The following is a 19,910-nucleotide window of genomic DNA, read 5'->3' on the forward strand; positions in this document are numbered from 1 at the left end:
CTCTGTGTGCCTGGGTCTCAACGACCAGGGGGTCTCAACGACCCGTTATGCAGATGTCAGTTGTGACCGAAGCGCTTCTGCTTGCCCTTGCGGGCCATGTCACCCGGAGTCACCTGGGTCATGCGCTGCTCGGCCTGCGCCTCCATCGAGGACTGCTGGGCCTGCTGCTGACCACGCTCGGACTGCGGCTGCTTGCGGTCACGGTTCTTGTTCTTGGCCATGGTGATCTGCCTCCTGAGGGGGATCTAGGGGCCAGGGCCGCGACCAGATTCACATAGGCTGACAAAGAACGCATTTCGGATAATTACCGTGTGTGACAGGGGTTCTCGCTCGGCGATGCCTCGAAACGCCACGCCGAAGATCGAGTTCCGGCCGTTAACCTCCGCGCGGTCGGGCAGACTCGAAGGAAGCCCGAAGCAAACCTCCCGGGAAGAGGGTGAGTCGCGTGGACCGCTGCATCGTCCTGGTGGACGCCGGGTATCTGCTGGGGGCGGCGGCCAGTCTCCTCGCCGGAGAGCCCTCCCGCTCCCGCATCACCGTGGATCACGCCGCCCTCATCCAGGGCCTGCGCGAACGCGCGGAGTCGGACACGGAACGGCCGCTGCTGCGCATCTACTGGTTCGACGGCGCCCCCGACCGTGTCCCCCAGCCCGAGCACCGCAGGCTGCGGGTGATGCCCCGGGTCACCGTCCGGCTGGGCGCCCTGACCCGCAGCGACGGACGCTGGGCCCAGAAGGGCGTCGACGCGGCCATGCACGCCGAACTCACCGAGCTGGCCCGCAACCGCGCCTGCTCCGACATCGTCCTCGTCACCGGCGACGGCGATCTGCTGCCCGGCATGATGGCCGCCAAGGAGCACGGCGTCGCCGTACACCTGTGGGCCGTGCAGGCCGCCGACGGCGACTACAACCAGTCCGAGGACCTGGTCGCCGAGGCCGACGAACGGCGCGTCCTGGACCGGACGTGGATCACCAAGGCCGTCCGCGCCAAGGATCTCGGCGGGATCTGCGCGCCGCCGCCCGCGCCCCGCCCCGAGATCGCCGCGATCCTGTCCGCGCCGCTGCCCGAGTCCGCGCTCGCCGCCGCCGAGCGCTCCGCCGAGGAGGGCGAGCACGCCACAGCCGGCGTCTCGGAGAACGGCACCCAGGACCGGGTGCCCGCGCCCAAGGGCGTGCCCACCCCCAAGGACCTCGCCGCCCTGCGCGCCCCAAGCGTCCAGCCCCAGCAACCCGCCAACGCGACCCTGCGCTGGTCCTCCGACAAGGGCTGGGTCGACCGGCCCGGCGGCGCCGCCGAACCGCCCGAGGTCGCCTCCATGCCCACGCTCGCCCAGCTCACCACCGCCGAGCAGCGCTGGGCCGACCGCGAGGAGGACATCACGACCGTCGGCGGCGACCCCTACGAGGTGGGGCAGGTCTTCGCCCGGCGCTGGATGGAGCGGCTCGGCGACCAGGGCCAGTTGCAGAAGCTGTCGGGCATGTACCCGCGCGTCCCGCACCGCATCGACGGTGAGCTGCTGCGCTACGCCGCCCGCTTCGGACTGCTCGCCCACAAGGACGACCAGATCGACGAGCACGACCGGTATGCCATCCGGGCCGGGTTCTGGCGCGAGATCGACGTACGCACGACCGCGGAGCACGCGCCCGCGGGGGAGTGAAACGGCACATACCCCGCCCCCAGAGGCGGACGGAGCTTCCCGACCCCGTAGTCTCGTCCCTTGTGAGTACGCGCGCGGGACAGGCACTTCGGCAGGGCGGCGACGTCGTGTGCGCCGTGCGCGGACTGACCAAGACCTATCCCGCGGTACGCGGCAGACGCGGCGTCCCCGCGACGCCCGAGGTGCGGGCCACCGACGACGTAGGACTCGACATCCGCCGCGGTGAGATCTTCGGGCTGCTCGGTCCGAACGGCGCCGGCAAGTCCACCCTCGTACGGCAGCTGACCGGTCTGATGCGGCCCGACAGCGGCAGCGTGGAGATCCTCGGGCACGACATCGTGCGCCACCCGGAGCGGGCCGCGCGCATCCTCGCCTACCTCGGCCAGGAGTCCACCGCCCTCGACGAGCTCACCGTGTCGCTGGCCGCCGAGACCACCGCACGGCTGCGCGGCCTGGAGGCGCGTGTGGCGCGGGCCGAGCGGGACGCCGTACTCGACGAACTCGGGCTCACGCCGCTCGCCGGGCGGGCGATCAAGAAGCTGTCCGGCGGGCAGCGGCGGCTCGCGTGCTTCGCCGCCGCGCTGGTCGGGGAGCGGTCGCTGCTGGTGCTCGACGAGCCGACCACCGGCATGGACCCGGTGGCGCGGCGGGCCGTGTGGGCGGCCGTGGACCGGCGGCGGGCCGAGCGCGGGACGACCGTGCTGCTCGTCACCCACAACGTCATCGAGGCCGAGACCGTGCTCGACCGGGTCGCGGTCCTCGACCGCGGGCGGGTGATCGCCTGTGACACCCCCGTCGGGCTCAAGGAGCAGGTCGCCGGGGAGGTCCGGGTCGACCTCGTGTGGCGCGAGGCCGCGCCGCTGCATGTCCCCGAGGTCGCCGCGCTGCACGACCGGGCCGTCGAGGCCGGACGGCGCTGGACGCTCCGGCTCGCCCCGGAGGAGGCCCGCGCGGTCGTCGCCACCGTCACCGGCGGGGCCGCCTTCGCCGCCCTCGACGACTTCACGCTGGCCACGCCCAGCCTGGAGGACGTGTACCTGGCGCTGGGCGGCGCGGCCCGGCAGGGGCTGGTGAAGGCGTGAACGCTTTGAAGGCTCTTGAGTCGGGCTTGAGCGAGCCGGCCGTAGCATCCGTACGGAGACGGAGCAGGGCGAACGCGTTCTCCGACAGATCCCCCTCAGTGACCCCGTTGGTGAAAGGGAGCAGCGCCACGTGAGTGTCGTACCCGCCGAGGTGCTGCCGGGCGGCGCCCTGGCCGTCGAGGAGACGGACCGGGACGCGGCCGAGCTCGGGCCGCGTGCGCGGATGTGGCCGGCGCTCGTGGCCGTCTACCGGGCCCAGCTGTCCCGGGCCCGGGTCGCACGCATCCCGCTGCTGTTCGTGGCGACCTTCCAGTCCGTCGGGATCATGGTCCTGATGCGCGGGGTCGTGGACGGCGGGGCCGAGGCGCAGGCCGTGGTCGCGGGCTCGGCGGTGCTCGTGGTGGCCTTCGTCGCGCTCAACCTGCTCGCCCAGTACTTCGGGCAGCTGCGGGCGAGCGGGGGGCTGGACCACTACGCGACCCTGCCCGTGCCGCCCGCCGCCGTCGTGCTCGGGGCGGCCGGGGCGTACGCCTCCTTCACCGTGCCGGGGACCGTCGTGACGGCCCTCTTCGGGTGCGTCCTGTTCGGGCTGCCGATGGCGCATCTGTGGGTGCTCGTCGCGGTGATCCCGCTCGCCGGGGCCGCGCTCGCCGGGCTCGGGGCGGCCTTCGGGCTGCTCGCGCCGCGGCCGGAGCTGGCGACGGTGCTCGGTCAGTTGGGCATGTCCGCGGCGCTGCTGCTGGGCGTGCTGCCGGCCGACCGGATGCCGGAGGGGGTGCGGTTCCTGCGGGATCTGCTGCCCTCGACGTACGGCGTCGAAGCCTTCGCGCGGACCTTCGGGCCGCATCCCGACTGGGCGTTCGTCCTCGGTGACCTGGCCGTCTGCGGGGCGGTCGGGGTCGTCTCGCTGGGCGTCGCCACCTGGGCCTACCGTCGGGCGGCCGTCCGGTGACGCGCCGCACAGGCGGGCCTGGCACGATGTCAGGGTGACCGCACCGCTGACTCCTCCTCCGCCGCCGAGCGACCCGTCTCCGCACCAGGCCTGGCAGGCGCCGCCGCAGTACGGTGCCGGTGGGCCCGGAAGCCTGTACGAACAGGACGGCCCTGGAATGAAGACCGAACTGCGGGAAGCCGCCGTGATCGCGGTGGCGTCGGCGCTGGGTGGGCTGCTGCTCGGGGTGCTGTGGTGGTGGCTGGCGCCGCATGTGCCGCTGGTCGGGGACATCGTCGAGAAGCGCTGGGTCGTCTACCTCAAGGACACCGAGGGGGAGCAGGCGATCGGCGTCGACGGAACGTTCACGCTGCTCGGGCTGGCGTTCGGGGTCGTGAGCGCGTTCGCGGTGTTCCTGCTGCGGCGGCGTGGCGGCGTGCCGCTGGTGGTGGCGCTCGGGGTCGGCGGGCTGCTCGGGTCGCTGCTGGCCTGGCGGGTCGGGATCTGGCTCGGGCCCGCGCAGGACGTGCTGGCCCATGCGAAGTCCGTGGGCAAGGGGGTGACGTTCTCCGCGCCGCTGAAGCTCGGGGCCAGGGGGGCGTTGCTGGCGTGGTCGTTGAGCGCGCTGGTGGTGCACCTGGGGCTTACGGGGCTGTTCGGGCCGCGGGATCCTGAGCTGCCGTACGGGGCGGGGCCGTACGGGGCGAAGCCGCAGGCGTAGGAGTGCGGGTGCGTTGTGGTTGCGGCGGGGTGTCGCTCGCCCCCGCCGCCCCTACCCGTCCCCTCCTGGGGGCTGCTGCCCCCCAGGCCTCCGCTTCGGCCCTGAAGGGGCCTCGTCCTCAAACGCCGGACGGGCTGAGAGAACCGCCTACGCCGGGCGCCTGCCGTGGTTTGAGCGGCCCTTCTTGACGCGCCACTTTCGCTTTCGCGTTTTCTTCGACATGTTCCTCGTACTTAACCGAGGAACGGGCCCCCGTCGAGGGGTCACGCGCGGCCGATGGGGGCCAGCACCGCCTCCGTGAGCTTCACCAGGTCCTCGGGAGCGAGTTCGACCTCCAGGCCTCTGCGGCCCGCCGAGACACAGATGGTGGGGTGGGTGGAGGCGGAGGCGTCCAGGACCGTGGGGAGCTTCTTGCGCTGGCCCAGCGGGGAGATGCCGCCTCGGACGTAGCCCGTGGTGCGTTCGGCGAGGGTCGGGTCCGCCATGGCCGCCCGTTTGCCGTTCACCGCCGCCGCCAGGGCCTTCAGGTCCAGCTGGCCCGCCACCGGGACCACCGCCACCGTCAGGGTGCCGTCCACGTCCGCCACGAGGGTCTTGAAGACGCGCTCGGGGGACACGCCCATCGCCTCGGCCGCCTCCTCGCCGTAGGAGGGGTGGTTCGGGTCGTGGTCGTAGGCGTGGACGGTGAAGGCCACGTCCGCTGTCGTCAGGGCCACCGTCGCCGGGGTGCCGCCCGACTGCTGTGCCTGCTTCTTGGACTTCTTCGCCATCGGTGGTCCCCCGGGCTCAGTTCAGACTCGTCGGGCCGCGCGTCAGATCGGACGCGGGCAACGACGGCAGGTTACGGATGATCGCCGTCTCGGTGCGCAGGAGTTTCAGCTCGTCGCGCAGCCGGGACGCGGTGTCCGGGGCCTGGAGCAGGCGCTGTTTGGTGGGGGTGTCGAGCATCACCGCCGCCGCCACCAGGTAGGAGACGACCGCTGGTTCGTCCGGCAGCTCCGAGCCGGAAGTGAGCGAGCGTTCGCGGGCGCCGGCCAGGCGCTTCTGATACGCGCGGAAGGCCCTCAGGACGCCTTCGGCCAGGGCGCCGGCCTCCTCGCCCCGTTCCTCCGGGAGCTCCTCCAGCTCCGCGACGAGATACGGGCCCGACGCGTCGACGGACACCAGCTTCACACGGGTCGTGCCCGTCGCCAGGACCTCGAACGTGCCGTCGGCCCGCTCCCTGATCGTCGCCGCGTCCGCGATGCAGCCGGTGCCGTGGAAGGCCTTCAGCGGCTCGGTGCCGAAGCCCGCCGCCGGGCCACGCTCGGGGACGGACGTGGGATCGGGCATGCCCGGTTCGCTCGCCGCCACCTCGTGGCCGTCGCGGATCGCGACGACGGCGAAGCGGCGTGGTTCGTCCTCGGGGGTTTTCAGAAGTTCGCGCATCATGGCGCGGTAGCGCTCCTCGAAGACATTCAACGGGAGCACCAACCCCGGGAACAGAACCGAGTTCAGGGGGAAGAGCGGGAGCCGGACGGTGGTCACGGCGCAAAAGCCTAATGGTCGCGGGAGTGTGCACGTCCTCGGTGCTCACTCCGTGGATGCCCGGAGGCCGACCTGAGGCGGATCTCCTCCCGCAGTTCCAGGAACCGGCCCAGCGGATCGTCGGAGACCAGGTCCCAGGGGAACGAGGTCGCGTAGGGGCCGATCCGGCGCAGTTGCTCCAGGGCGTCCGCCCGGCGGTCCAGGAGCGCGAGGACGTACGTCAGCTTGTTGCGCATCTCGGCCGGCCACGGGTCCGCCGCCGGGAACCGCGCCGACAGCGCGATCGCCCGGTCGGCCGCCGCGTGCAGCCGGGACCGGGGTATGTCCGGGCCGCAGCCGTCGGTCAGATAGGCGAGCACCGCCCGGGTCGGCAGGGCCTGGACGAGGGAGTCGGCGGGGGCGTCCTGCGCGGCGGTCTCCGCGAAGTCGAGGCACTCGTGGTGCGAGCCGTGCCAGGAGTCGGCGAGGTAGCGCAGGGCGGCGGCGTGGCAGCCGTAGTGGTGGGGCGCGCGGCGGATCGCCGCCTCCCACAGTTCCTCGAAGTACTTGTGGCCGGCGTTCGAGCCGTGCGCGTGGTCCAGCGCTATCCGCCACGGCACCGGATCCCGGTCGTCCCCGCGGGCGGCGGCCGTGATCAGCGGGCTCAGCTCGCGCAGCAGCTCCGCCCGGGCGGGCGAGGGCCAGGCGCGGGCCACGGCGAGCTGGGCGCCGACCACCATCAGGTCCGGGTCCTGCGGGGCGGCCGTACGCCAGGCGTCGAACCACTCGGGGCGCGCGCCCGCGAAGGACGCCAGGCGTACGACGTACCGGTCGCGGTTCTCCCAGGCGCCGCTCGCGCGGGTCGTGGCGAGCAGGGTGGCCGCGACCTCGTACGATCCCTGGCCGGCCGCCACGAGAGCGGGGCCGAGCAGGTCGTCGGGCGCGTCGAGGAGCACCTCGTCGTCGGCCGGCAGCGCGACGGGCGGGTGCTCGACGGTCCTGGTCGTCCGGGAGGCCCGGATGAACGGAGGCAGCAGAGCCATGGTGTCGACCATTGAAAAGCCGCAGCTCCGGGAAGCGCCAGAGGTTCTCGGCAATGTGAGGAAAGTTGTACGCCGTCCGGTCAAGAGCGGGTAAAGAGGTTACTGTTCAACAACTGTTCGATCGCTGTGCACCCGCCACTCGGGTCACGCGGATCTAGTTGCGTCTCAGCAGCCTCGTCGCCCCCGCCGCCACCGTCGTCGCCAGGATCCAGCCCAGCAGAATCATCGCCGCCGCCAGCCACTGCCAGCCGCCGCGCAGCTGCCAGAAGCCGACCTGGCCCAGGTCGATGACCGGCAGGAGCAGGTCGAGGGCGAACAGCGTCGCGTTCCAGTGCGGGACCTCGCCGCCCTTGAGCGGCGGATGGGCGGCGTGCGCGAAGGCCAGCGAGCCCGCCGCCCACAGCAGCGCCATCCACACCAGGGCGCGCCCCGGCCGGTAGCCGTAGGCGACCGTCCAGTCCTGGGCGTACCCCCACAGCTTGGCGGCCGGCGGCAGGGTCTCGCGGCGGCGGCGCTGCTTGGCGAGCAGCACCTCGCGCGCGTCCTCGTCCTCGCCGCCCGCCCGCAGCACCGTCGCGAGACGCTCGTACGGCTCCGGGTTGTACTCGGCGGTCGCCGCGGCCACCCAGTCGAGCCGCTCGGTCAGCGGGAACGGACCCCTCGGCACCAGGTTCTCGTAGCTGAACCCGCCCATGTGGAGACGGCCCGGGCCCGGCCAGCTGTCCATCCGGTCCATCAGGTTCACCACCCGCGCCCCGGACAGCACGACCATGCCCCGCGCCGGCCGCGCCCCGAGGAAGCGCAGCTCGGGTGTCTGGATGCGGCGCAGCGACACCTCCTGGTCGTCGGTGAGGGTGAACCGGGCCTGCTCGAAGTCGACCGCGTCCCCGAACCGCCCGTCGTCAAGGCGCAGCCCGCCCTCGCAGGTGAACCGCTGGATGCGCGTGCCTTGCGCCGGGGTCGCCCCGCTCAGCAGCGCACTGCCGATGCCCGCCGGGGTCAGGTACATCGAGCGCCCGACGGTCAGCTGCGGGGCGTTGAGCGCGAGGCGGGTGTACGGGTTGGCCAGCTTCGCGCCGCGCAGGCTCAGCGAGACACCCACCTTGGCGCTGCGCAGGCTCAGCTCGCCGTGCGATTCGAGGAGCTCGGCCTGGAGGTCCTGGCCCACGGTCATACCGTCGGCGGCGATCGAACGGCCGCTGCGGTCCCGGTAGACGATGGCCTGGTTGAGCAGCAGATCGGTGCCGATGTGCGCGTCGGTGAGCCGTACCCCGTTGTGGAACCGGCAGCGGGGCAGATGCAGATCGCCCTCGGTGTGGACGCGGGCCGCCTCCAGACGCGGCACCGCGCAGTCCACCAGGCGGACGGTGGTGAAACGGGCCTCCGGCAGCAGCACGTCCCGCTCGAACCGGCAGCCCTTCAGCTCCACGTACGGCACCACGATGCCGCCCGCCAGGTCCAGCGGGCCGCTGATCTGCACGCCGGCCAGCTTCAGCGCCGACACCCGGCCGGCCAGCGCGGGCGGTCCGTCCAGCAGCAGCCAGCACACGATGCGGGCCCGCACGGTCCGCTCCGGCCCCCAGGGGTGCCCGCCGTGCGGATCGTCGACGACCGCGTCGCCGCTGCTCAGGTCGTACACGCTGCCGTTGCGGAACGCCTGCCACATGCCGGCCTCGGCGGGCGTCAGATCGTCCGGCACTTCCCCCTCGGTCACCACTCCTCCAACGTTGTCCTCGCTCCCGGTCATGCCCGTTCGGTCACCCCCGAAGCACAGGACGTGAAGGCGATCTTCCGGGTTGCGTATCAGCCATTGGAATGCCCGAACGACGCCGAACCGTGGTCTGAGAGAATTGACCCCGTGATCTCCCGAATCGACCTGCGCGGCGACGCCCTCCCCGAGGGCCCCGCCCTGCGCGACCTGCTGCCCCGAGCCGACTTCGACGTTCAGGCCGCCCTGGAGAAGGTGCGTCCGATCTGCGAGGCCGTGCATCATCGGGGCGACGCGGCGCTGATCGACTTCGCGGAGAAGTTCGACGGGGTGCGACTGGAATCCGTACGGGTTCCAGTGGAGGCGCTGGAGAAGGCCCTCGCGGAACTCGACCCGGCGGTCCGCGCGGCCCTGGAGGAGTCCATCCGCCGCGCCCGGCTCGTCCACCGCGCCCAACGTCGCAGCACCCACACGACCCAGGTCGTGCCCGGCGGTTCCGTCACCGAGAAGTGGGTGCCCGTCGACCGCGTCGGGCTGTACGCACCGGGCGGCCGGTCGGTCTACCCGTCCTCCGTGATCATGAACGTGGTGCCCGCGCAGGAGGCCGGTGTCGCCTCCGTCGCGCTCGCCTCGCCCGCCCAGGCCGAGTTCGACGGCCTGCCGCACCCGACGATCCTCGCCGCCTGCGCGCTGCTCGGCGTGGACGAGGTGTACGCGGCCGGTGGCGCCACCGCCGTCGCGATGTTCGCGTACGGCACCGAGTCCTGCCCGCCCGCCAACATGGTCACCGGCCCCGGCAACATCTGGGTCGCCGCCGCCAAGCGCTACTTCACCGGCAAGATCGGCATCGACGCCGAGGCGGGCCCGACCGAGATCGCGGTCCTCGCCGACGCCACCGCCGACCCGGTGCATGTCGCCGCCGACCTGATCAGCCAGGCCGAGCACGACCCGCTGGCCGCCGCCGTCCTGGTCACCGACTCCGTCGAGCTGGCGGACGCGGTGGAGAAGGAGCTGGCGCCGCAGGTCGCGGCCAGCAAGCACATCGAGGACCGGATCGCCCCGGCCCTCGCGGGCAAGCAGTCCGCGATCGTCCTCGTCGACGGCGTCGAGGAGGGCCTGCGGGTCGTCAACGCGTACGGCGCCGAGCACCTGGAGATCCAGACGGCCGACGCCACCGCGGTCGCCGAGCGGGTGACCAACGCCGGCGCGATCTTCATCGGTCCCTGGGCGCCCGTGTCGCTCGGCGACTACGCCGCCGGGTCCAACCACGTGCTGCCCACCGGCGGGTGCGCCTGCCACTCCTCCGGGCTCTCCGTCCAGTCCTTCCTGCGCGGCATCCACATCGTCGACTACACGCAGGACGCGCTCGCGGACGTGGCGCACCACGTGGTCACGCTGGCGGAGGCGGAGGACCTGCCCGCGCACGGCGCGGCGATCAAGGCAAGGTTCGGTTGGAAGGTGCCTGAGAGCAAGTGAGCTTCGGAATCGACGATCTTCCCGTACGGGACGAGCTGCGCGGCAAGTCCCCTTACGGCGCGCCCCAGTTGGACGTGCCGGTGCGGCTGAACACCAACGAGAACCCGTATCAGCTGCCCGAGCCGCTGGTCGAGCGCATCACCGAGCGGGTCCGTGAGGCCGCCCGCGACCTCAACCGCTACCCGGACCGGGACGCGGTCGAGCTGCGCACCCAGCTCGCCAAGTACCTGACGGACACGTCCGGTCACGAGGTGGGCCTGGCCAACGTGTGGGCGGCGAACGGCTCCAACGAGGTCATCCAGCAGCTGTTGCAGACCTTCGGCGGCCCCGGCCGCACCGCGATCGGCTTCGAGCCGTCGTACTCGATGCACGGTCTCATCGCGCGCGGGACCGGCACGGAGTGGATCTCCGGCCCCCGCAACGAGGACTTCACCATCGACGTCGAGTCGGCCGCGCGGGCGATCGCCTCGCGGAAGCCGGACGTCGTCTTCATCACCACCCCCAACAACCCGACCGGCAACGCGGTCCCGCCCGAGACGGTCCTCGCGCTGTACGAGGCCGCGCAGGCGGCGAAGCCGTCGATGGTCGTGGTCGACGAGGCGTACATCGAGTTCAGCCACGGCGACTCGCTGCTGCCGCTCATCGAGGGCCGGCCCCAGCTGGTCATCTCCCGGACCATGTCGAAGGCCTTCGGCGCGGCGGGCCTGCGCCTCGGCTACCTCGCCGCGCACCCGGCGGTCGTGGACGCCGTACAGCTCGTACGGCTGCCCTACCACCTGTCGGCCGTCACCCAGGCGACCGCGCTGGCCGCCCTGGAGCACACCGACACGCTGCTGAAGTACGTCGAGCAGTTGAAGGCCGAGCGGGACCGGCTGGTCAGCGAGTTGCGGGCGGCCGGGTACGACGTCGTGGAGTCCGACGCGAACTTCGTGCAGTTCGGCCTCTTCGACGATTCCCACGCCGCCTGGCAGAAGATCCTCGACCGGGGTGTCCTGGTCCGGGACAACGGCATTCCGGGGTGGCTGCGGGTGTCCGCAGGAACCCCCGAGGAGAACGACGCGTTCCTCGACGCGGTCCGTGAGTTGAAGAAGGAGCTGAACGCATGAGCCGCGTAGGACGCGTGGAGCGAGTCACGAAGGAGACCTCCGTGCTCGTCGAGATCGATCTCGACGGGTCCGGCAAGGTCGATGTGTCGACCGGGGTCGGCTTCTACGACCACATGCTCGACCAGCTCGGCCGGCACGGTCTGTTCGACCTGACCGTGAAGACCGAGGGCGACCTGCACATCGACTCGCACCACACCATCGAGGACTCCGCCCTCGCCCTCGGCGCCGCCTTCAAGCAGGCGCTCGGCGACAAGGTGGGCATCTACCGCTTCGGCAACTGCACGGTCCCGCTGGACGAGTCCCTCGCCCAGGTGACGGTGGACCTGAGCGGCCGCCCGTACCTCGTGCACACCGAGCCCGAGAAGATGGCGCCGATGATCGGCGAGTACGACACCACGATGACCCGGCACATCCTGGAGTCCTTCGTCGCCCAGGCCCAGATCGCCCTGCACGTGCACGTGCCCTACGGGCGCAACGCGCACCACATCGTGGAGTGCCAGTTCAAGGCGCTCGCGCGGGCGCTGCGGTACGCGTCCGAGCGTGATCCGCGCGCGGCCGGCATCCTCCCCTCCACGAAGGGCGCGCTGTGAACGGGCTGTCCACCGTCCTGATCTTCGTCGGCCTCTTCCTGGTCGGCGGCATCATCTCCTTCGCCAAGCAGGAGATGCCGAAGCAGCTCATCGTGCTGCTCTCCATCGCCGCCGCGATGTGTCTCGTCGCCGGTGTCATGAGGCTGGAGGTGTGGAGTTGAGCGCGGCCGGCGGCAAGAAGGTCGTCGTCTTCGACTACGGCTTCGGCAACGTCCGCTCCGCCGAGCGCGCCCTCGCGCGCACCGGGGCCGACGTCGAGATAACGCGTGACTTCGACCGGGCCATGAACGCCGACGGCCTGCTGGTGCCGGGCGTCGGCGCCTTCGCCGCCTGTATGAAGGGCCTCAAGGAGGCGCGCGGCGACTGGATCATCGACCGCCGGCTGTCCGGCGGGCGCCCGGTCATGGGCATCTGCGTCGGTATGCAGATCCTCTTCGCGCGCGGCATCGAGCACGGAGTGGAGACCGAGGGCCTCGACGAGTGGCCCGGCTCGGTCGAGCCGCTCCAGGCCGACATCGTGCCCCACATGGGCTGGAACACCGTGGACCGCCCGGCCGACTCCCAGCTGTTCGCCGGCCTGGACGCGGACGCGCGCTTCTACTTCGTGCACTCCTACGCCGTCCACGACTGGTCCCTGGAGATCACGAACCCGGCGATGAAGGCCCCCCTGGTCACCTGGTCGACGCACGGCGAGCCGTTCGTGGCCGCCGTGGAGAACGGCGCCCTGTGGGCCACCCAGTTCCACCCCGAGAAGTCCGGCGACGCCGGAGCGCAGCTGCTGAACAACTGGATCGGAACCCTCTGATGCCCGCGAAGCCCGCACGGCTCGAACTCCTCCCCGCCGTCGACGTCCGTGACGGCCAGGCCGTCCGCCTCGTGCACGGTGAGTCCGGCACGGAGACCTCGTACGGCTCCCCGCTCGAGGCCGCCCTCGCCTGGCAGGCGGCGGGCGCCGAGTGGCTGCACCTGGTCGACCTGGACGCCGCCTTCGGCACCGGCGACAACCGCGCCCTGGTCCGTCAGGTCACCGAGGCCATGGACATCAAGGTCGAGCTGTCCGGCGGCATCCGGGACGACGCCTCCCTGGCGGCGGCCCTCGCCACCGGCTGCACCCGCGTCAACCTCGGCACCGCCGCCCTGGAGACCCCCGAGTGGGTCGCCAAGGTCATCGCCGAGCACGGCGACAAGATCGCGGTCGGCCTGGACGTCCGCGGCACGACCCTCAAGGGCCGCGGCTGGACCAGCGAGGGCGGCGACCTCTACGAGGCGCTGGAGCGGCTCGACAAGGAGGGCTGCGCCCGGTACGTCGTCACCGACATCGCCAAGGACGGCACGCTCCAGGGCCCCAACCTGGAGCTGCTGCGCAATGTCTGCGCGGCGACCGACCGGCCGGTCGTGGCCTCCGGCGGCGTGTCGTCGCTGGACGACCTCCGGGCCATCGCCGAGCTGGTACCCCTCGGTGTCGAGGGCTCCATCGTCGGGAAGGCCCTGTACGCGAAGGCGTTCACGCTGGAAGAGGCCCTGGAGGTCGTGTCGACATGACGTCGGAAGCCGTACGGCGGGTGCAGAGCGGAAGTCCCTGGGAGGAGTCCTTCGGTTTCGCGCGCGCCGTCGCGGCGGGCGACCGGGTGCTGGTCGGCGGCACGACGTCCTTCAAGGGCTCCGTGCTGTACGGCGAGGGCGATCCGTACGAGCAGGCCAGGGTCGCCTTCGGTGCGGCGATCGAGGCCCTCGGCGAGTTCGGCCTCGGCGTCGAGTCGGTGATCCGTACGCGGATGTACCTGACCCATGCGCGGGACGTGGACGACGTGGGCCGCGCGCACAAGGAGCTCTTCGACGCGGTGCGTCCGGTCTCGACCCTTCTCGTCGTGGAGGGCTTCGTCGACCCGCGCATCCTGGTCGAAGTCGAAGTAGAGGCATTCAGAGGAGCCGTGAACTCATGACCCTGGCGGTCCGAGTCATTCCCTGCCTGGACGTGGACAACGGCCGGGTCGTCAAGGGCGTCAACTTCCAGAACCTGCGCGACGCGGGCGACCCCGTCGAGATGGCCAAGGTGTACGACGCCGAGGGCGCCGACGAGCTGACGTTCCTGGACATCACCGCGTCGTCCGGCAACCGCGAGACGACGTACGACGTGGTGCGCCGCACGGCCGAGCAGGTCTTCATCCCGCTCACGGTCGGCGGCGGTGTGCGTACCGCCGAGGACGTGGACAAGCTGCTGCGGGCCGGTGCGGACAAGGTCGGTGTGAACACCGCCGCCATCGCGCGTCCGGATCTCATCCGCGAGATCGCCGAGCGGTTCGGGCGGCAGGTGCTGGTGCTTTCGGTGGACGCGCGGCGTACTCCGGAGGGCACCTTCGAGGTCACCACCCACGGTGGCCGCAAGGGCACCGGCATCGACGCCGTCGAGTGGGCACACCGGGCCGCGGAGCTGGGCGCGGGGGAGATCCTGCTCAACTCGATGGACGCGGACGGCACCAAGGACGGCTACGACCTGGAGATGATCGCCGCCGTGCGCAAGCACGTGACGGTTCCGGTCATCGCCTCGGGCGGCGCCGGCAAGCTCGCCGACTTCGCCCCGGCGATCGAGTCGGGGGCGGACGCGGTGCTGGCGGCCTCGGTGTTCCACTTCGGTGATCTGCGGATCGGCGAGGTGAAGGACGCGCTGCGAGGGGCCGGGCACCCGGTGCGGTGACGGTCCTCAAGGGTTGAGGTAAGCCCCGGCCACCAGGTGGTCGGGGCTTACTTGTGGACAGATAGGAAAGAGAAGTTGCGCAAAATCTATTGCGCAACTTTTCTTTCCTATCTACGGTGGGACACATGACAGGCAAGGAGAGGGACCGCAGGATCACGGACGTGGGCACGCTCAAGGCGCTCGCCCACCCGCTGCGGATGCGGCTGTACCGGAACCTGACCCTGGCCCGTGTCGCCACCGCCTCACAGCTGGCCGAGTCGGTCGACGAGGCCGTCTCCCTGGTCAGCTACCACCTGCGCAAGCTCGCCGAGCACGGGCTGATCGAGGAGGCCGAACCGCAGAGCGCGGACGGCCGGGAGCGGTGGTGGCAGCCCGCCTCCGAGGGCGTCAGCATCCGCGACGAGGACTTCCAGGACGCCCCTCAGGTAGCGGCCGCACACGCGGCGGCCACAAGGATCTTCGCCGACCAGCGCATCGACATGTACCGCCGCTGGCTCGACGAACGGTCCACCTGGAACCCCGAGTGGAACCGGACGGCCACTGCCACCGAGTCGTCGATCCGCCTGACGGTGGAGGAGACGGCCGAACTGAACAAGGAACTGCTCGCGCTGCTCCACAAGTACGACGAGCTGGGCCGGGTCGCCGACGCCGCCGGTGACACCGAGGGCCGCGAGAACGTCGCGGTGCACACATACACCTTTCCGTTCCGCGCCTGAGACGTCCCGAGAGGACCCCGCCCATGACCGCCACGCTCATAGCCCCGACGGACGTCACCTCCCGCCCCGCCCACCGCGACGGCAACGTCCTGCGCTGGCTCGCCGCCTACACCTCCTCGATGGTCGGTGACAGCGTGTACTACATCGCCCTGTCCTGGGCCGCCGTACAGGCCGGAAGCCCTTCACAGGCCGGTGTCGTGATGTCGGTCAGCGCACTGCCGCGGGCGATCCTGATGCTCGGCGGCGGAGTCATCGCCGACCGGCTCGGACCCCGCCGGGTCGTCATCGGCAGCGATGTGGTGCGCTGCGCGGCCGTCCTCGCGGTGGCGGCGCTGCTGTTCTTCGCCAGCCCCGGGCTGTGGCCGCTGGCCGCGCTGGCGTTCGTCTTCGGCACCGTCGACGCCGTGTTCATGCCGGCCGTGGGTGCCCTCCCCGCGCGCGTGACGACACGGGACCAGCTCGCGCGGGTGCAGGGCATGCGGGGCCTCGCGATCAGGTTCGCCAGCGTGGTCGGCGGACCGCTCGGCGGCCTCGGGGTGGCGATGGGCGGAGCAGCTGCCGCCTTCGGGCTGGCGGGGCTGCTCATCGCGGTGTCGGTGCCGCTGCTGGTCTCCGTACGGGTGGGGGAGGTGCCCGCCGACGCCAAGACCGGCGACGGCCCTCGGAGCAGCGCCTGGAGCGACCTGGTCAGCGGCCTGCGCTACATCCGCCGGCACCGTGTCCTCGCCCCGCTGATGCTGGCCATCGCCCTCGGTGACCTCGGCTTCGTCGGCCCGCTCAACGTCGGTCTGACCCTGCTCGCCGACGAACGCGGCTGGGGCGCCTCCGGCATGGGCGCGGTGCTCGCCGGGTTCGGCGTCGGCGCCGGGCTGGCCTCGCTGCTGCTGACGGTGCGCGGACGCCTGCCGCACGCCGGGCAGGTCGCGGCGTACGCCATCCTCGCGGGCTCCGTCGCGATCGGCGCCCTCGCCTACGTACCGAGCCTGGTCGCCGCCGTCGGCACCGCCCTGGTCGTCGGGCTGCTCGCCGGGCTCAGCGGCGCGATGTGCGGCGCCCTGCTCCAGACCCAGGCCGACGCCGCCTACCTGGGGCGCGTCACCGCCGTCTCCGGACTGGTCAGCCTGGGCTTCGCGCCGCTGAGCATGCCGCTGTCCGCCGCGGCCATCGGGGCGTGGGGCACGGGGCCGGTGTTCGTCGTCAGCGCGGCGGTGTGCGGACTCGGCGGGGTCGTCGCCCTGGCCGTACGGGAGCTGCGGCGGGCCGAGCTCCCGAAGTAGGGCCGGGACGCGGGAGGGCCGGAGCCGGTGCTCAGATCCCCAGCTGCTTGCCCTCGTGCAGCTTCGTGATGGCGTCCTTGTCGCCGTCCAGCTCCACGTCGACGGCGTTCTTGCGGCCGTAGAGGAACAGCAGCAGTTCCGACGGCTCGCCCGTCACCGTCACGACCGGCGTCCCGCGGTGGGCGACCGCGGTCTGGCCGTCGGGGCGGCGCAGTACCAGGCCGGTCGGGACACCGCGGCCCATCAGCCGGGCGGTGCGCTCCAGACGGGACCACAGGGCGTCCTGGAAGACGGGGTCGAGCTCGCGGGGCGTCCAGCCCTCCTGGGCCCGGCGGACGTCCTCGGTGTGGACGTAGAACTCGATCGTGTTGGACGCCTCGTCGAGCTGCTTGACCTGGAACGGCGAGAAACGCGGCGGGCCGGTACGGATCAGCTGGATCAGCTCCTCGTACGGCTTGGCCGCGAACTCCTCCATCGCCTTGTCCAGACGGGCGGAGAGCTGCTTGATGAGGAGGCCGGCCGAGGCGTCGGGGCGGCGCTCGCGCACCACCACGTGCGCGGCGAGATCCCGGGTCTGCCAGCCCTCGCACAGGGTCGGGGCCTCGGGTCCTGCGGTTTCCAGGAGATCGGCGAGCAGAAGTCGTTCACGCTTGGCGAAAGTCGACATGCCGTCAGCCTACGACCGCGCACGAGGTCCGCACAGTGGACGCCACGCCTGTGCTGTCAGTGCGGCGCGGCACAATGGCACCCATGACCAGCACGCCCCCGCCCAGCAACCTCGACCCCGAGATCGCCGCGCGTCTCAAGCGCAGCGCCGACGGGCTCGTCCCCGCCATCGCCCAGCAGTACGACACCGGTGAGGTGCTGATGCTCGGCTGGATGGACGACGAGGCGCTGCACCGCACGCTCACCACCGGCCGCTGCACCTACTGGTCACGCAGCCGCCAGGAGTACTGGGTCAAGGGCGACACCTCCGGCCACTTCCAGTGGGTCAAGTCGGTCGCGCTGGACTGCGACGCCGACACCGTGCTGGTCAAGGTCGACCAGGTCGGCGCCGCCTGCCACACCGGCGCGCGCACCTGCTTCGACGCCGATGTGCTCCGCAAGGACGGCGACGGCCCGGACCGGGGCGCCGCCGATTCCGGCCTACCGGCCTCGGATCAGTAAGGTCAGCCGCCATGGACCTCGAGACCTTCCGCAAGCTCGCCACCGACCGGCGCGTCATCCCGGTCACGCGCAAGCTCCTCGCCGACGGCGACACCCCGGTCGCGCTCTACCGCAAGCTCGCCGCCGAGCGCCCCGGCACCTTCCTGCTGGAGTCCGCGGAGAACGGCCGCTCCTGGTCCCGCTACTCCTTCGTCGGCGTCCGCTCCTCCGCGACGCTCACCGCGCGCGACGGTCAGGCCCACTGGCTCGGTGAGGCACCCGTCGGCGTCCCCACGGACGGCGACCCGCTCGCCGCCCTGCGCGCCACCATCGAGGCCCTGCACACCCCGCACCAGGAGGGCCTGCCGCCCTTCACCGGCGGCATGGTCGGCTATCTCGGCTACGACATCGTCCGCCGCCTGGAGAAGATCGGCCCCGGCGAGCGCGACGACCTTCAGCTGCCCGAGCTGACCATGCTCCTCACCAGCGACCTCGCCGTGATGGACCACTGGGAGGGCTCGGTCCTGCTGATCGCCAACGCGATCAACCACAACGACCTCGACACCGGCGTCGACGAGGCCCACGCCGACGCGGTGGCCCGTCTGGACGCCATGGAGGCGGACCTGTCCCGCGCGGTGGCCCAGCCGCCCGCCGTACTGCCGCCCTCCGAACTCCCCGAGTACACCGCCCTGTGGGGCGGCGAGGACTTCCAGGCGGCCGTCGAGGACATCAAGGAGCGCATCCGCGCGGGCGAGGCCTTCCAGGTCGTCCCCTCCCAGCGCTTCGAAACGCCGTGCACGGCCAGTGCGTTGGACGTCTACCGGGTCCTGCGGGCGACCAACCCCTCCCCGTACATGTACCTGTTCCGCTTCGACGGCTTCGACGTCGTCGGCTCGTCCCCCGAGGCCCTCGTCAAGGTCGAGGACGGGCGGGCCATGGTCCACCCCATCGCCGGTACCCGCTGGCGCGGGGCGACCCCGCAGGAGGACCAGGCCCTCGCCGACGAGCTGCTCGCCGACCCCAAGGAGCGCGCCGAGCACCTGATGCTGGTCGACCTCGGCCGCAACGACCTGGGGAGGGTCTGCGAACCGGGCTCGGTCGAGGTCGTCGACTTCATGTCCATCGAGCGGTACTCGCACGTGATGCACATCGTCTCGACGGTCACCGGAAAGGTGGCGGAGGGCCGTACCGCCTTCGACGTCCTCACCGCCTGCTTCCCGGCCGGCACCCTCTCCGGCGCCCCGAAGCCCCGCGCGATGCAGATCATCGACGAACTCGAGCCGTCCCGGCGCGGGTTGTACGGCGGCTGCGTCGGCTATCTCGACTTCGCGGGCGACTCCGACACGGCCATCGCCATCCGAACGGCCCTGCTCAGGGACGGTACGGCGTACGTCCAGGCGGGCGCCGGGATCGTCGCCGACTCCGACCCGGTCGCCGAGGACCAGGAGTGCCGCAACAAGGCGGCGGCGGTGCTGCGCGCGGTGCACACGGCCAACCGGCTCGGGCGATAGGGCGAGGCTCGCCGGAAAGTAGGACGAGGCTCATACGAACCCCGGGTGACGGTTCGCCCGGGGTTCGGGCGATAGTGGAGTACGTGACTGCCGTTCCTCCCCCCCGTTCCGAAGCCGCAGGACCCGCCAGGGCCGGCCGCCTCAGCCTCGCTGTAGCCCTGCTGGCCGGTGCCCTCGGCGCGGCCGTGGCGCTGCTCTCCACCCGCCAGCAGTGGTCCTCGGGCACCGCCACGGTGGCCGGCGGCGACTTCCCGCTGACCGCCAGGGGCAGCGACGTCACGGGCGTCCCCGCGGCCCTCGCCATAGTGGGCCTCGCCGCGCTCGTCGCCGTCTTCGCCGTCCGCAAGGTGGGCCGCTTCGCGGTCGCCGCGCTGCTCGCGCTCTCCGGTGTCGGCATCGTCGTCTCGGCGCTCCTCGGTACGTCCGACAGCTCCGCGCTCGACGACCAAGCCGCGTCCGCGTCCGGTGACGCGGCGGCGACGGTCGACGGCCTCAGCCATACGGCGTGGCCCTACCTCGCCGTGGCCGGCGGGGCGTTGATCCTGCTGGCCGGGTTGTTGGCGCTGCGGTACGGGCGTCTGTGGCCCGCGATGTCGGGGCGGTACGAGCGCAACGGGGAGCCGCGGGTCGCCCGTAGGGCGCGGGTCGCCGATCCTGACAGGCCCGAGGAGATCTGGAAGGCGTTGGATCGGGGCGAGGATCCGACAGGGGCGTAGAGGGGGGTGAGTGTCGGCTGCGGGCCGGT

The 19,910-nt window shown here is 71.8% G+C and carries 23 protein-coding genes; 17 read left to right on the forward strand and 6 right to left on the reverse strand.

Features of this window, described 5'->3' with window-relative positions; genetic code table 11:
• Positions 1 to 56: 56 nt before the first annotated feature.
• A complete protein-coding gene (locus tag OG866_RS32360; protein WP_165951132.1) occupies positions 57 to 221 on the reverse strand; it encodes a hypothetical protein in 165 nt (54 codons plus the stop codon).
• A 224-nt stretch (positions 222 to 445) separates the two neighbouring features.
• Here OG866_RS32360 and OG866_RS32365 point away from each other — a divergent pair, with 224 nt between their 5' ends.
• The 4 genes from OG866_RS32365 to OG866_RS32380 all read left to right on the forward strand — a co-directional run bounded on the left by OG866_RS32365 (position 446) and on the right by OG866_RS32380 (position 4,391).
• Positions 446 to 1,657 (forward strand): NYN domain-containing protein, encoded by a 1,212-nt coding sequence (locus OG866_RS32365; RefSeq protein ID WP_329340206.1) that lies wholly within the window; start codon positions 446 to 448, stop codon positions 1,655 to 1,657.
• Between the two features lie 107 nt (positions 1,658 to 1,764).
• The gene (locus OG866_RS32370; RefSeq protein WP_329344403.1) at positions 1,765 to 2,739 is read left to right on the forward strand and encodes an ABC transporter ATP-binding protein; all 975 of its coding nucleotides are present in this window, start codon (positions 1,765 to 1,767) and stop codon (positions 2,737 to 2,739) included.
• Positions 2,740 to 2,869: 130 nt separating this feature from the next.
• Positions 2,870 to 3,691, forward strand: a complete 822-nt coding sequence (locus OG866_RS32375; protein ID WP_329340207.1) for an ABC transporter permease — start codon at positions 2,870 to 2,872, stop codon at positions 3,689 to 3,691.
• A 34-nt stretch (positions 3,692 to 3,725) separates the two neighbouring features.
• On the forward strand, positions 3,726 to 4,391 hold the full coding sequence (locus tag OG866_RS32380; protein ID WP_329340208.1) for an AAA family ATPase: 666 nt from the start codon (positions 3,726 to 3,728) through the stop codon (positions 4,389 to 4,391).
• 263 nt (positions 4,392 to 4,654) lie between these two features.
• Here the strand turns inward: OG866_RS32380 and ybaK are convergent, their stop codons facing one another.
• From ybaK to OG866_RS32400, 4 genes are all read right to left on the reverse strand, one after another.
• The gene (ybaK, locus tag OG866_RS32385; RefSeq protein WP_329340211.1) at positions 4,655 to 5,161 is read right to left on the reverse strand and encodes a Cys-tRNA(Pro) deacylase; all 507 of its coding nucleotides are present in this window, start codon (positions 5,159 to 5,161) and stop codon (positions 4,655 to 4,657) included.
• Between the two features lie 16 nt (positions 5,162 to 5,177).
• A complete protein-coding gene (locus tag OG866_RS32390) occupies positions 5,178 to 5,918 on the reverse strand; it encodes an LON peptidase substrate-binding domain-containing protein (RefSeq protein ID WP_329340212.1) in 741 nt (246 codons plus the stop codon).
• A gap of 11 nt (positions 5,919 to 5,929) precedes the next feature.
• Positions 5,930 to 6,952 carry a hypothetical protein gene (locus OG866_RS32395; RefSeq protein WP_329340214.1) on the reverse strand — a complete coding sequence of 341 codons (1,023 nt, stop codon included), beginning with the start codon at positions 6,950 to 6,952 and terminating at the stop codon, positions 5,930 to 5,932.
• Positions 6,953 to 7,094: 142 nt separating this feature from the next.
• Positions 7,095 to 8,687, reverse strand: a complete 1,593-nt coding sequence (locus OG866_RS32400; protein ID WP_329340216.1) for an oxidoreductase — start codon at positions 8,685 to 8,687, stop codon at positions 7,095 to 7,097.
• A gap of 111 nt (positions 8,688 to 8,798) precedes the next feature.
• Between OG866_RS32400 and hisD the strand changes: the two genes are divergently transcribed.
• From hisD to OG866_RS32450, 10 genes are all read left to right on the forward strand, one after another.
• A complete protein-coding gene (hisD, locus tag OG866_RS32405) occupies positions 8,799 to 10,124 on the forward strand; it encodes a histidinol dehydrogenase (RefSeq protein ID WP_329340218.1) in 1,326 nt (441 codons plus the stop codon).
• The gene (locus OG866_RS32410) at positions 10,121 to 11,230 is read left to right on the forward strand and encodes a histidinol-phosphate transaminase (RefSeq protein ID WP_329340220.1); all 1,110 of its coding nucleotides are present in this window, start codon (positions 10,121 to 10,123) and stop codon (positions 11,228 to 11,230) included. Before hisD ends, OG866_RS32410 begins: the two co-directional genes overlap by 4 nt.
• Positions 11,227 to 11,820 carry an imidazoleglycerol-phosphate dehydratase HisB gene (gene hisB, locus OG866_RS32415; protein ID WP_046261880.1) on the forward strand — a complete coding sequence of 198 codons (594 nt, stop codon included), beginning with the start codon at positions 11,227 to 11,229 and terminating at the stop codon, positions 11,818 to 11,820. Before OG866_RS32410 ends, hisB begins: the two co-directional genes overlap by 4 nt.
• Positions 11,817 to 11,981, forward strand: coding sequence for a hypothetical protein (locus OG866_RS32420; protein WP_329340223.1), 165 nt, complete (start codon positions 11,817 to 11,819; stop codon positions 11,979 to 11,981). Before hisB ends, OG866_RS32420 begins: the two co-directional genes overlap by 4 nt.
• Positions 11,972 to 12,625 (forward strand): imidazole glycerol phosphate synthase subunit HisH, encoded by a 654-nt coding sequence (gene hisH / locus OG866_RS32425; protein ID WP_329340225.1) that lies wholly within the window; start codon positions 11,972 to 11,974, stop codon positions 12,623 to 12,625. The genes OG866_RS32420 and hisH overlap by 10 nt, the downstream gene beginning before the upstream one ends.
• On the forward strand, positions 12,625 to 13,362 hold the full coding sequence (priA, locus tag OG866_RS32430) for a bifunctional 1-(5-phosphoribosyl)-5-((5-phosphoribosylamino)methylideneamino)imidazole-4-carboxamide isomerase/phosphoribosylanthranilate isomerase PriA (protein ID WP_329340227.1): 738 nt from the start codon (positions 12,625 to 12,627) through the stop codon (positions 13,360 to 13,362). Before hisH ends, priA begins: the two co-directional genes overlap by 1 nt.
• On the forward strand, positions 13,359 to 13,763 hold the full coding sequence (locus OG866_RS32435) for a RidA family protein (RefSeq protein WP_329340229.1): 405 nt from the start codon (positions 13,359 to 13,361) through the stop codon (positions 13,761 to 13,763). Before priA ends, OG866_RS32435 begins: the two co-directional genes overlap by 4 nt.
• The gene (gene hisF / locus OG866_RS32440) at positions 13,760 to 14,515 is read left to right on the forward strand and encodes an imidazole glycerol phosphate synthase subunit HisF (RefSeq protein WP_194080134.1); all 756 of its coding nucleotides are present in this window, start codon (positions 13,760 to 13,762) and stop codon (positions 14,513 to 14,515) included. Before OG866_RS32435 ends, hisF begins: the two co-directional genes overlap by 4 nt.
• Before the next feature lie 125 nt (positions 14,516 to 14,640).
• Entirely contained in the window at positions 14,641 to 15,231 is a 591-nt protein-coding gene (locus OG866_RS32445; RefSeq protein WP_329340233.1) for an ArsR/SmtB family transcription factor, read from the forward strand.
• A gap of 23 nt (positions 15,232 to 15,254) precedes the next feature.
• A complete protein-coding gene (locus tag OG866_RS32450; protein ID WP_329340235.1) occupies positions 15,255 to 16,508 on the forward strand; it encodes an MFS transporter in 1,254 nt (417 codons plus the stop codon).
• A gap of 31 nt (positions 16,509 to 16,539) precedes the next feature.
• On the opposite strand, the gene OG866_RS32455 is transcribed toward OG866_RS32450, so the two are convergent.
• Positions 16,540 to 17,175, reverse strand: coding sequence for a TIGR03085 family metal-binding protein (locus OG866_RS32455; protein ID WP_329340237.1), 636 nt, complete (start codon positions 17,173 to 17,175; stop codon positions 16,540 to 16,542).
• Positions 17,176 to 17,258: 83 nt separating this feature from the next.
• Here OG866_RS32455 and hisI point away from each other — a divergent pair, with 83 nt between their 5' ends.
• The 3 genes from hisI (at position 17,259) to OG866_RS32470 (ending at position 19,881) form a co-directional block, all read left to right on the forward strand.
• A complete protein-coding gene (hisI, locus tag OG866_RS32460; RefSeq protein ID WP_329340239.1) occupies positions 17,259 to 17,675 on the forward strand; it encodes a phosphoribosyl-AMP cyclohydrolase in 417 nt (138 codons plus the stop codon).
• Between the two features lie 11 nt (positions 17,676 to 17,686).
• Complete coding sequence (locus tag OG866_RS32465; RefSeq protein WP_329340241.1) at positions 17,687 to 19,165, forward strand: anthranilate synthase component I; 1,479 nt, start codon at positions 17,687 to 17,689, stop codon at positions 19,163 to 19,165.
• Between the two features lie 74 nt (positions 19,166 to 19,239).
• Positions 19,240 to 19,881, forward strand: coding sequence for a TIGR02234 family membrane protein (locus OG866_RS32470; protein WP_329340243.1), 642 nt, complete (start codon positions 19,240 to 19,242; stop codon positions 19,879 to 19,881).
• Positions 19,882 to 19,910 lie beyond the last annotated feature (29 nt).

Origin of the sequence: Streptomyces sp. NBC_00663 (assembly GCF_036226885.1) — a bacterium.
Lineage (GTDB): Bacteria > Actinomycetota > Actinomycetes > Streptomycetales > Streptomycetaceae > Streptomyces.